Raw genomic sequence first — 11213 nt, forward strand, 5'->3', positions numbered from 1 at the left:
GCGCCAGCCGCCCACGAGGTGGACGAGCCCGTGCACCGCCCCGAACTCCTTCTCCGTACGGGCCGCCCACTCGCGCGTCGCCGCGGCGTCGAGCAGATCGACCCTCTCCCCCGTCACGCTCGCGCCGCCGTGGGCGGAGCGTGCCGCGTCGACGGCCTGGGCGAGGCGGTCGGCGTCCGCGTCGGCGGCGACGACCGTGGCGCCCTCCGCGGCGAGGCGCAGCAGTGCGGCCGCTCCCGCCGGGCCGCCCGCTCCGGCGACGGCGATCACGGACCCGTCGAGGCTCCCCTTTCCGTCGCCCGCGTCTCCGTGTGCCGTCGTGCTGCTCATGCCTGTCGCCTCCTGGTCCTCGACGTCCTCGACGCCGCTCCCGTACTGACCCGCCGCCGTGCGGCCCTGCCGCTTCCGCCGGTGTGCCCGGTCTAGGCGGCGGCCTGCAGCGGGGTCTCCGCGGTGATGCCCTTGGTCGATGCGATCACGGAACGGAGCTTCTTCGCGAGGGCCTCGTAGAACATGCTCAGCGGGAACTCGTCCGGAAGCACCGAGTCCACGAGCTTGCGCGGCGGCAGGCTGAGGTCGAGCGCCTCGGGGCCCTTGGCCCAGGTGGAACCGGGGTGCGGCGAGAGGTACGTGGAGACCAGCTCGTACGCCTTGAACCAGTGGACGAGCTTGGGGCGGTCGATGCCCGCGCGGTAGAGCGTCTCGATCTCCTCGCGCAGCCGGACGGTCGCCTGGCGCGCCTGGTCCCAGTCGATGGCGAGCTTGTTGTCGGTCCAGCGCAGCGCGCCGTGCTGGTGGAGGTAGGCGAAGAGGAGCTGGCCGCCCAGGCCGTCATAGTTGCGGTTGCGCTCACCGGTGACGGGGAAGCGGAAGAGGCGGTCCAGCAGCACGGCGAACTGCACGTCGCGGCCCTGCGGATAGCCGTCCGCCTCCAGGCGCACGCCCTCGTGGAAGGCGGTCAGGTCGCAGCGCAGCTCCTCCAGTCCGTACATCCAGAACGGCTGGCGCTGCTTGATCATGAACGGGTCGAAGGGCAGATCGCCGTGGCTGTGGGTGCGGTCGTGGATCATGTCCCAAAGCACGAAGGTCTGCTGGCAGCGCGCCTGGTCGGCGACGAGTGCCCGTGCGCTGTCGGGCAGCCGGAGGCTGGTGACGTCGCACGCGGCGTCGACGACGCGGCGGAAGCGTGCCGCCTCGCGGTCGCAGAAGATCCCGCCCCAGGAGAAGCGCTCGGGCGCCTCGCGCACGGCGACGGTCTCGGGGAAGAGGACGGCGGAGTTGGTGTCGTAGCCCGAGGTGAAGTCCTCGAAGGTGATGCCGCAGAAGAGCGGGTTGTCGTAGCGGGTGCGCTCCAGCTCGGCCAGCCACTCGGGCCAGACCATGCGCAGCACGACGGCCTCGAGGTTGCGGTCGGGGTTGCCGTTCTGCGTGTACATCGGGAAGACGACCAGGTGCTGGAGGCCGTCCCGGCGGTCGTGCGCGGGCTGGAAGGCGAGGAGGGAGTCGAGGAAGTCGGGGACGCCGAAGCCGCTCTCCGCCCAGCGGCGCAGATCGGCGACGAGGGCCTCGTGGTAGGCGGCGTCGTGCGGCAGCAGCGAGGTCAGATCCCGTACGGCGTTGCAGACCTGATCCAGGTCGGATTCGACGGCGGCGCGGGAAGGCGCACCCTCGGCCTCGAAGTCGATCGAGCCGTCCTTCGACTGTGCGGGGCGGATGGCTTCGACGGCGTCCTTCAGGACGGCCCACGCCGGGTGTTCGACCACGCGCTCGGCGGACGCGTCGGCTGCGCCCACGGCCTTGGACGAAAGTATTTCCGTCATGACTACCCCTCCACAGAAGAACCTGGCGTCAACAGAACGGTAGCCGGGCTCGGGCGCACCCTCAAGTGGAGATGCAGGAAATTATCCTTCCGAACCCCCGGTGTTGCCGCCGATCTTCCTGTGAGATGCCGTGGAAGCAATGACTTTGCCCAGTCCCGCCATGGCATCCGCGGCGTCCGGCAGCAGTGAGCCCGCGCCGAGGAAGCCGTGGAACATCCCCGGGAAGTGCGCCTCGGTCACCGGCACCCCGGCCCGGCGCAGCCTCTCCGCGTACGCCCGTCCCTCGTCGCACAGCGGATCGCATCCCGCGGTGACCACGTGCGCGGGCGGCAGTCCCGCGAGGTCGGCGCGCAGCGGCGCGGCCCAGGGGTGCGAGAGATCGGCGTCGGGGCCGAAGTACTGGGCGCCGAACCAGAGCATCGCCGTCTCCGTGAGGAAGTAGCCCTCCCCGTTGAGGCGGCGCGACTCGGTCCTGGCCGCCGGGTCGGTCGCGGGGTAGATCAACGACTGGTGGGCGATGCACGGGCCGCCCCGCTCACGGGCGATGAGGGTGCACACCGTGGCGAGGTTGCCGCCGGCGCTGTCGCCCGCGACGAGCAACGCGCCCGGGTCTCCCCCGAGTTCGGCGATGTTCCGCTCAGCCCAGCACACGGCGGCGTACGCGTCGTGGACCGGCTCGGGGAAGCGGGCCTCGGGCGCCAGCCGGTAGCCGACGGAGACGATGACCGCGCCGGAGGCCCGGCACAGGGCGCGGGCGGTGGCGTCGTGCGAGTCGAGGCTGCCCAGCACCCAGCCGCCCCCGTGGAAGAAGACCACCGTGGGCACGGACGCCGGTGCCGTCGCCGCCGCGGGAGGGGTGGCGGCGCCGGGCGCGGGCTCCTGCCCGTCCTCCTTCTCCTGCGGACGGTAGACGCGGACGGGAATCTCCGGCGCGCCCTCGGGCCCGGGTATCAGGCGGTCGGCGACCTCGCCCACGGGCGGCAGGCCCAGCGGTCCCGGCATCGAGCGCGCGAGGATGCGGCGGGCCTCCACGGCGTCGTGGACGGTGACGCCGACGTCGGGGAAGACGGCGGTCATGGCCTCCATCAGTTCGCGTGCCCCGGCGGCGAGCCGTTCGGGACCGGGCGTGGGCGCGCTGCTTCCGCTCACGGAGCTGCTCCTTCTCCTTCTCCGCCGCGTACGCGTGCGGGGATACGGGTGTGCGGGTGCGGACAGGGATACGGGTGCGGCGGGCGCTCCGGCACCGCCGCGGGTTCGTGCCGTACGTGGCGTACGTGCTGTACGTACCGGGCCGCCGGACGGCACATACGAATGCCGGGACGGGGACCGGGAGGCGGGCCCCGGCGGACGGGTCCGGCCGTAGGGCGGCGGGCGGTTAGTCTGTCCGCCGCGCACCTCGCCGTGCGCCCCGTCGCCACGCAGGAGAGAGAGGGTGCCGTGTCACTGCTCACCGTCGGCCACCGCGGAGTGATGGGCGTCGAGCCCGAGAACACCCTGCGTTCCTTCGTCCGGGCCGAGCGCGAGGGTCTCGACGTCATCGAACTGGATCTGCATCTCAGCAAGGACGGCGAGCTGGTCGTGATGCACGACGCCGACGTGGCGCGCACCACGAACGGTTCGGGCGCCATCGGCGACTTCACCCTCGCCGAGCTGCGGGAGCTGGACGCCGGGGACGGCGAGCGCATCCCCGTCTTCCGCGAGGTCGTCGAGGCCGTGGCCTCCCCGCTCCAGGCCGAGATCAAGGACCGGGCGGCGGCACGCGTCCTGGCCGGTGCGATCCGGGAACTCGGCCTGCACGACCGCGTCACCGTGATCTCGTTCCACGACGAGGCACTGCGCGAGACCCGCGAGCGTCTGCCGGAGATGCCGCTCGTCCTGGTCACCGGCCGCTCGACGCCGACGGCGCCCGAACGCGCCCTGGAACTGGGCGCGTTCATGGTCTCGTGCGAGCTGCGGTGGCTGGAGGCGGAGACCGTCGAGCGCTGCCACGCCGCGGGGATCAAGGTCATCACCTGGACCGTGAACACCCCGGAGGAGCTGGCCCGCGTCCGCGAACTCGGCCTGGACGGCCTGGTGACGGATATGCCGGAGATCAAGACGGCTGCGCGCCGAGCTTCTTGACCAGCAGCTCGAAGGCGAGACCGTCGCGCCGTGGGATGCCGAACCGCGGGTCGTCGTACGGGAAGGGCGTGTAGATGCCGGTGCGCCGGTAGCCGCGGCGTACGTACCAGGCGATCAGGTCCTCGCGCTGGCGGATCACCGTCATCTGCATCTCGCCGCAGCCCCATGCGTCGACGACGGTGCGCTCCGCCTCGCTGAGCACGGTCTTGCCGAGCCCGGCGCCCTGGAGTCCGGGACGTACGGCGAACATGCCGAAGTACGCGGCCTCGCCCCGCTTCTCCAACTGGCAGCAGGCGACGAGCCTTCCGTCGCGCTCGACGGCGAGCATGATGCTCCCGGGCCGGCTGATGACGGCCTCGACGCCCTCGGGGTCGGTGCGCTGCCCGTCGAGGAGGTCGGCCTCGGTGGTCCAGCCGGCGCGGCTGGACTCGCCGCGGTAGGCCGACTCCAGCAGGGTCACCAGGGCGTGGACGTCGTCCCGTGCGGCGACGCGGAAGACCACCTCGCCCGTCTCACCTGTCTCGCCCGTCTCCTTGACGTTCTCCATGGTGAGCGACCTTAGTACCAGTCCCGAGTACCAGTACCGGCGGAGTTAGGGTCGGCCTGCATGGTGCACGTACTGAGCAGCCGCGTGCTGCTGCGGCCGACCGATCCCGAGCGGACGCGGGAGTTCTACGGGCGGACACTGGGGCTGGCCGTCCACCGTGAGTTCGGCACGGGGCCGGAGCGCGGCACGGTCTACTTCCTGGGCGGCGGCTTCCTGGAGGTCTCCGGACGGTCCGACTCCGCGCCCGCGCCCGGGCTGAAGCTGTGGCTCCAGGTGCGGGACGCGCAGGAGGCGCACCGCGAACTGGCCGCCGCCGGCGCCGAGGTGCTGCGGGGCCCGGAGCGGGAGCCCTGGGGGCTGATCGAGATGTGGATCGCCGATCCGGACGGTGTGCGCATCTGCGTCGTCGAGGTCCCCGAGGACCATCCGATCCGCTACCGGCCGGGGATCTGAGACAGGGCGCGCCGCCCGACCCCGTCCACCCCGTCCCCGTGCCCGGCTCCCGTGTGCTGCGCGCTCCCGGTGCCACCGTGCGCTCCCGTATGAGGGCGCCGGGGCGGGCAGCCTCCCCACAGGGCGAGTGGGGAGACCGGCGAGCGGGCGTTCGCCGTCGCGGTGTGCCTGCTGCGCGCGAGGGGAGCCGGGGGGATGCGGCGGCGTACTGCCACGGGCGAGGTCCTGACGGGGCCGGGGATGGCGGCGATGGCGCTGCCCGGCAGCGCGTCCGCGGCACCGTCCCCGCTCGTCCTCCCGGGGCTGATCGGGGTGGGGCAGGAGAGGCGGTGCCGCTGTGCGCGGGTGCGCGGCTGCGCGGCACGGCGGCAGGAGCGACGGGGCGGGACGGGCGCGGTGTGCCGAGTCGCCGTGGCCACCGGCCTGTTGGGGATGTCGGGGACGGTGCCGGCGCAGGTGAGGCGTCGGTCACTTCTCGGCTCCCGTACGGCCGCCGCTCGCGCGCGGGCTCATAGTCTGCAGTCATGTTGGTCACGCTCGCGCTGCTCGTTCTCGGTGGGCTGGCCGCCGCCGTCGCCCCCCGCGTGCTGGCCCGCTCCTCCTGGCCGGAGCGGGAGCCCGTGCTCGGGCTGTGGGTGTGGCAGTGCGTCGTCGTCGCCGTGCTGCTGTGCTGCGTGCTGGCCATGGCGTTCTCGGCCGCCGCCGCGTGGCAGGCCGTACGGGGTCATGTCTTCGCCCCGGCGCCGAACGGCGTCGAGGAGGCGTACGGACTCGGACTCGGCTCGTACGGGCCCTGGGCCGGAACCCTCGCGGTGCTGCTGGCCTGCGGCGGTGCCTGGACGGGCGCGATGCTGCTGCGCGAGGTGTACGAGGCGCGGCTGCGGCGCCGCAGGCGTCACGCGGAGCTGCGGGAACGGGTGCCGCGGCTGCCCGGCGAGGAGCCCGGCGGCACCGACCGGCTGGTGGTGCTGGAGGGCGAGCGTCCGGAAGCCTGGTGGCTGCCCGGGGCCACGCCCCGGCTCGTCGTCACGACGGCGGCGCTGCGCCGCTTGAAGGGGCGGCAGCTCGACGCGGTGCTCGAACACGAGCAGGGCCACGCCCGCGCCCGGCACGACTGGCTGCTGCACTGCTCGGCGGCGCTCGCGGCGGGCTTTCCGCGGGTGCCGGTCTTCGCGGCCTTCCGTGACCAGGTGCACGCGCTGGTGGAGATGGCCGCCGACGACGCCGCGTCGAAGCGGTACGGACGGCTGACGACCGCCCTGGCGCTCGTCGGACTCAACGAGGACCGCGGGGTGTTCGGCCCCGCTCCGACTCCGCTGGCCCAAGTCCCGCACCGGGTGCAGCGGTTGCTGGCCGCCGCGCCGCGGCTGCCGTTCTCGCGCCGGGTGCGCATGACCGCGGCGGCCGTCCTCGTACCGGCCGTGCCCCTCCTCGTGGCCTTTGTGCCGGGGCTCTCCGCGCTGCGTTAGCCGCGGGGCCGCCCGGCGGGCGAGGATCACCCCATGCAGGAACGACCGACCCACGACAGCCGGACGCACGGGGGCCGGACGTCCGGCGGCGACGCGGACGGGGACGCCCCCCAGGACGCCCACGGGGACGCGGCGCACGGCAGCGCCACGCCTCCCCCGTCTCCGGCAGGCCGTGCCGCTCCGCCGCCGTCCCCCGACTCCCGTACCGTCGCGGCCCGTTGGCTGTGGACCGCCCTCGCGCTGACCGCCGCGGCCTTCGCCGTCGCCGGGCTCGTCGCGGCCGGCTGGCGTCCGCTGCTGGAGACGGACGCAGACGTCGCGCGGTGGTTCCACGGACGGGCCCTGGCGCATCCGGCGTGGACGGAGACCTGCCGCGTCTTCTCCGACTGGGTGTGGGACCCGGTCACGATGCGCATCCTGGTGGGCGTCGCGGCGCTGTGGGTGTGGCTGCGCGGCGAGGCGCTGCTCGCGCTGTGGTGCGTGGCGACTGCCGCCGCCGGTACGGGAGTTCAGCAGGGGCTGAAGTCACTGCTGGACCGGGACCGTCCGCACTGGGAGCACCCCGTCGACTCGGCGCACTACTCCGCGATGCCCTCCGGGCACGCGATGACGGCGGCCGTGGCCTTCGTCCTCGTGGTGTGGCTGGTCCGCCGTTCCGGCGCGGGCCGGGGCCCGGTGTACGCGGCGTACGCGGCGGCCGTCGTGTCGGTGGCCGGGGTGTGCCTGACCCGGATCGCGCTCGGGGTGCACTGGCTCACGGACACCGTCGTCGGGACGCTGCTGGGCGTCGCGCTGGCGGCGGCCGCCGCGGGATGGTGGACCGTCCTGGCACACCGGCGGGCGGAAGGGGAGCCCGCCTGACGCCCGTGGCCAGGCCCACGTCCACGTCCCGCATCCGGCCGGCGGCCGGCCGGGGCGGCGCGGCTCAGGGCGTCATCACGTCGGTGTGGATGGCGAGTTTGAACTGCGCGTGGATGAGGGGCGTGGCGATCCTCTTGTCGTTCTTGCCCCGCGCGGTGACCTTCAGACCGAGCGGCACGTCGCGGTAGACGAAGAACTGCCAGACGTACGACTTGTACTGGTTGCCGCCGGTGGGCGCCGCGTCCGTCGTCGCCGTGGAGTCGTAGCCGTCGCCCAGCGGGTCGCGGACGAACCGGGCGCGGTACTCGTGCGGATCGCCGTCCTTCTCCCAGTGGACCATCGCCGAGACGACGCCCCAGCCGTCGTGACTGGGGTGTATGAGGCCGGAGCCGGCGTCGGGGAACTTCGAGGTCTTGCCGTCGCGTTCGGCGGCGTGCATGTTCCAGGGGTCGTAGGACTCCTGCTCCCCGTAGGGGAAGCGGACGAGGTAGTAGCCGTCGTCGTCGTACTTCACGCGTTGCGTGCCGGACGACTTCGTTGCATCCCAGATGAGCGAGGCCACCGCTAACGGCATGGGCTCTCCTTGTGGGCCGCGGATACCGGAAGGCCGCACAACGGGCGGAAGAGGAGCGAAACGCGCGCGCCCGTCCCGGCGGTCGGTCCGTCATTGTATTGCTTGTACGCCGTTCAACAACGGTCCGCGCAAGGGCAGTTACCCGGTTCGCACTCCAGCACGGCCCCCCTCGGAGCGGCTCGCGCTCCGAGGACGGCACGTGCGGCGACGCCCGCCGACGTCGCGTCTGAGCCGGTATTGGGCGATCCCCCGCGTCGCCCAATACCGGCGGTCAAGCCGGACGCAAACCTGGTCGGGGCCGTGCGTCCGAAGCCCTGATGAGTATATTGGCTGGGAGCCAGTCAACATAGGAGTTACAGGATGTCCCCTCGGAGCGCCTCGGTCAATGAAGAGTTGCGCAGGCGTTCCCGAGAGCGCCTGCTGCAGGCGACCGTCGATCTTGTCGGCGAGCGGGGGTTCGAGGCGACGACCCTCGGAGACATCGCCGACCGCGCGGGCTCGGCACGGGGTCTGATCTCGTACTACTTCCCGGGGAAGCGGCAGCTCTTCCAGTCCGCCGTACACCGGCTGATGCATCTGACCATCCACGAGGCCCTGGAACGCACGCCGTTGCCCGAGGAGCCCGGCGCCGGGCACGAGTTGCTGGCGCGGGCCATCGACGCCGTACTGGGGCTGGCGCAGGACCGGCCCATGCTGATGCGGGCGCACATGGCGGGGATCCTCCAGCAGGAGGGGTTCGTACAGTGCCCCGAGCAGCAGCGGCTGGCGGAGGTGCTACGGGAGACCATCGAGCGCTACGGCTCACCCGATCCGGACACCGACTACCCGCTGCTGCGCGCGCTGTTGATGGGTGCCGTGGTGGCCGTGCTGCTGCCCGGGGCGCCGATGCCGGTGGAGCGGCTGCGCGCCGAACTCTTCGTCCGCTACGGGCTGGAGTGGCAGCTCGGCAGGCCGCCGGAGGAGCCCCCGGCGGGCACCGACCAGCGGATCACGGGGCGGCAGCTCACCGTTCCGCGACTGCCCTCGCCGGCACCGGGCGTACCGGAGCAGCAGACCCCCGCCCAAGCGCAGCCGTACGAGGTGCTGCGGCAGACCCAGCAGCCCGCCTCTCCGCCGCAGCCGCCCTCGCCGAACTGAGCGCGCGGCGCCCGCACTCGCCGGTTCCCGCTGCGGCGACGTCCGGGACGGCGTCATTGTCGGTGCCCGGGTGCAGACTGTGCCCACCTCGGTAAGACCGGACAAAGACGTCACAGAGGCGGGACCGGACATGTCAGACGTACTGCTCGCGGTGGGCACCAGAAAGGGCCTCTTCCTGGCCCGGCGGCCGGTGGAACGGCGGCACCAGAGAGGCTGGGAGGTCCAGGGCCCGCACTTCAACGCCCAGGCGGTCTACTCGGTCGCCCTGGACACCCGCCGCGCCTCCGCTCCCCGGATCCTCGTCGGCGGGGACAGCGCGCACTGGGGCCCGTCGGTCTTCCACTCCGACGATCTGGGGTCCACGTGGCACGAGCCGCCGCAGCCCGCGGTGAAGTTCCCGCAGGACACGGGGGTTTCGCTGGAGCGGGTGTGGCAGCTCCAGCCGGGCGGCGCCGACGAGCCGGACGTGGTGTGGGCGGGCACCGAACCCGGCGCGCTGTTCCGCTCCCAGGACGGCGGCGTCAGCTTCGCGTTGGTGCGCGGACTGTGGGAGCACCCGACGCGCACGGAGTGGGTGCCGGGAGGCGGCGGCCTCGGTCTGCACACGATCCTTCCCGATCCGCGGGACCGTCGGCGGCTCACCGTCGCGGTCTCGACCGGCGGCGCCTACCGCACCGCGGACGCGGGGGCGAGCTGGGAGCCGTGCAACCGCGGCGTCGAGGCGGTGTTCCTGCCGGAGCCCCGGCGCTTCCCGGAGTACGGGCAGTGCGTGCACAAGGTCGCGCGGGACGCCGCCGACCCCGCGCGGCTGTATCTCCAGAACCACTGGGGCGTCTACCGCAGCGACGACGACGGCACCGGCTGGACGCCGATCGGCGGAAGTCTGCCCTCCGACTTCGGCTTCCCCGTGGTCAGCCATCCGCGCCGCGGCGGCGTCGCGTACGTCTTCCCGCTCAACGCCGACTCGGACCGGGTGCCCGCGGGACGGCGCTGCCGTGTGCACCGTACCGAGGACGCGGGCGGAAGCTGGCAGAAGCTGGAGGCGGGGCTGCCGGAGACCGCGCGCTACGGTCCGGTGCTGCGGGACGCGATGTGCACCGACGGCGCCGAGACCCCCGGGATCTACTTCGGCAACCGCAACGGCGAGGTGTTCGCCAGCCCCGACGAGGGCGAGCACTGGCAGCAGTTGGCGGGGCATCTGCCGGACGTGCTGTGCGTACGTGCGGCGGTGATCGACTGATGAGTGCGGGCGGTGCGGAGCGGCCGCGAGGAGCCAGTAGAGTAACCGCCCGTGGCTGCACGACCGTTGAACGAGATCGTCGAACCGGGCTGGGCCAAGGCGCTGGAGCCCGTCGCTGAACGAGTCGCCCTCATGGGCGAGTTCCTCCGGGCGGAGGTGGCCGCGGGCAGAACGTATCTCCCCGCCGGCCAGAACGTCCTGAGAGCCTTCCAGCAGCCCTTCGACGACGTACGCGTCCTGATCGTCGGTCAGGATCCCTATCCGACGCCCGGCCACGCGGTGGGGCTGTCCTTCTCGGTCGCCCCCGAGGTGCGGCCGCTGCCCGGCAGCCTGGAGAACATCTTCCGCGAGCTGCACAACGACCTCGGCCTGTCCCGTCCCTCCACCGGTGATCTCACGCCCTGGACGAAGCAGGGCGTGCTGCTGCTCAACAGGGCGCTGACGACGGCTCCGAGGCGTCCCGGCGCCCATCGGGGCAAGGGCTGGGAGGAGGTCACGGAGCAGGCGATCCGCGCGCTCGTGGCGCGGGAGCGGCCGCTGGTCTCGGTGCTGTGGGGCCGGGACGCGCGCAATCTGAAGCCGCTGCTGAACAGCCGCCCCGTCGTGGAGTCCTCGCACCCCTCGCCGATGTCTGCGGACCGCGGGTTCTTCGGCTCGCGTCCCTTCAGCCGCGTCAACGATCTGCTCGCCCAGCAGGGCGCGGCCCCGGTGGACTGGCAGCTCCCATGACGGCGGCGGAGCCGGCGGGGGGCCCGGGACGCGGACCGTCGGACGGCTCCGCCTGTACGGGTGGTTCCGTGTGGGTGCTCGGCGCCGACTCGGGCGGCTCGGGACTGCGCGTCGCCCTGGCCCGCCTCGCACCGGCCGCCGCCGCACCTCCGGACTCGGACGCGGGCCCGGCTCCCGTGGCGGCGGGCAGCGTCGTCTCGTCCGAGCCGGTGCGTACGGGACCCGGGGGCATCGACGCCGAGCACATGCTCTCCCGACTGGT

At 73.0% G+C, this 11213-nt stretch carries 11 protein-coding genes and 2 pseudogenes (1 of these 13 running past the window's edge); 8 read left to right on the forward strand and 5 right to left on the reverse strand.

Features of this window, described 5'->3' with window-relative positions:
- The 3 genes and pseudogenes from AN218_RS11155 to AN218_RS11165 form a co-directional block, all read right to left on the reverse strand.
- Positions 1-330 (reverse strand): annotated as a pseudogene (locus tag AN218_RS11155) (SDR family NAD(P)-dependent oxidoreductase) (it extends 454 nt beyond the left edge of the window).
- A gap of 92 nt (positions 331-422) precedes the next feature.
- Positions 423-1820 carry a DUF6421 family protein gene (locus AN218_RS11160; protein ID WP_070016652.1) on the reverse strand — a complete coding sequence of 466 codons (1398 nt, stop codon included), beginning with the start codon at positions 1818-1820 and terminating at the stop codon, positions 423-425.
- A gap of 81 nt (positions 1821-1901) precedes the next feature.
- Positions 1902-2906 (reverse strand): alpha/beta hydrolase, encoded by a 1005-nt coding sequence (locus tag AN218_RS11165; protein ID WP_079132047.1) that lies wholly within the window; start codon positions 2904-2906, stop codon positions 1902-1904.
- A gap of 351 nt (positions 2907-3257) precedes the next feature.
- Between AN218_RS11165 and AN218_RS11170 the strand changes: the two genes are divergently transcribed.
- The gene (locus AN218_RS11170; protein WP_070016654.1) at positions 3258-3941 is read left to right on the forward strand and encodes a glycerophosphodiester phosphodiesterase; all 684 of its coding nucleotides are present in this window, start codon (positions 3258-3260) and stop codon (positions 3939-3941) included.
- On the opposite strand, the gene AN218_RS11175 is transcribed toward AN218_RS11170, so the two are convergent.
- A complete protein-coding gene (locus AN218_RS11175; protein WP_070016656.1) occupies positions 3913-4488 on the reverse strand; it encodes a GNAT family N-acetyltransferase in 576 nt (191 codons plus the stop codon). The genes AN218_RS11170 and AN218_RS11175 overlap by 29 nt on opposite strands.
- Before the next feature lie 60 nt (positions 4489-4548).
- Between AN218_RS11175 and AN218_RS11180 the strand changes: the two genes are divergently transcribed.
- The 3 genes from AN218_RS11180 to AN218_RS11190 all read left to right on the forward strand — a co-directional run bounded on the left by AN218_RS11180 (position 4549) and on the right by AN218_RS11190 (position 7271).
- Positions 4549-4941 carry a VOC family protein gene (locus AN218_RS11180; RefSeq protein ID WP_070016658.1) on the forward strand — a complete coding sequence of 131 codons (393 nt, stop codon included), beginning with the start codon at positions 4549-4551 and terminating at the stop codon, positions 4939-4941.
- A 524-nt stretch (positions 4942-5465) separates the two neighbouring features.
- The gene (locus AN218_RS11185; protein ID WP_070016659.1) at positions 5466-6410 is read left to right on the forward strand and encodes a M56 family metallopeptidase; all 945 of its coding nucleotides are present in this window, start codon (positions 5466-5468) and stop codon (positions 6408-6410) included.
- A 33-nt stretch (positions 6411-6443) separates the two neighbouring features.
- Positions 6444-7271 (forward strand): phosphatase PAP2 family protein, encoded by an 828-nt coding sequence (locus tag AN218_RS11190; protein WP_079132045.1) that lies wholly within the window; start codon positions 6444-6446, stop codon positions 7269-7271.
- Between the two features lie 64 nt (positions 7272-7335).
- Here AN218_RS11190 and AN218_RS11195 read toward each other — a convergent pair whose 3' ends face one another.
- Positions 7336-7845, reverse strand: coding sequence for a hypothetical protein (locus AN218_RS11195; RefSeq protein ID WP_070016661.1), 510 nt, complete (start codon positions 7843-7845; stop codon positions 7336-7338).
- 360 nt (positions 7846-8205) lie between these two features.
- Between AN218_RS11195 and AN218_RS11200 the strand changes: the two genes are divergently transcribed.
- The 4 genes and pseudogenes from AN218_RS11200 to AN218_RS38105 all read left to right on the forward strand — a co-directional run.
- Positions 8206-8982 carry a TetR/AcrR family transcriptional regulator gene (locus AN218_RS11200; RefSeq protein WP_079132046.1) on the forward strand — a complete coding sequence of 259 codons (777 nt, stop codon included), beginning with the start codon at positions 8206-8208 and terminating at the stop codon, positions 8980-8982.
- Positions 8983-9112: 130 nt separating this feature from the next.
- Positions 9113-10222 (forward strand): WD40/YVTN/BNR-like repeat-containing protein, encoded by a 1110-nt coding sequence (locus tag AN218_RS11205; RefSeq protein ID WP_070016662.1) that lies wholly within the window; start codon positions 9113-9115, stop codon positions 10220-10222.
- Positions 10223-10273: 51 nt separating this feature from the next.
- Positions 10274-10951 (forward strand): uracil-DNA glycosylase, encoded by a 678-nt coding sequence (locus AN218_RS11210; protein ID WP_070016663.1) that lies wholly within the window; start codon positions 10274-10276, stop codon positions 10949-10951.
- Positions 10948-11213, forward strand: a pseudogene (locus AN218_RS38105) (hypothetical protein); the annotation flags it as partial. The gene AN218_RS11210 and the pseudogene AN218_RS38105, both read left to right, overlap by 4 nt.

The organism is Streptomyces nanshensis (genome assembly GCF_001751255.1).
GTDB lineage: Bacteria > Actinomycetota > Actinomycetes > Streptomycetales > Streptomycetaceae > Streptomyces > Streptomyces nanshensis_A.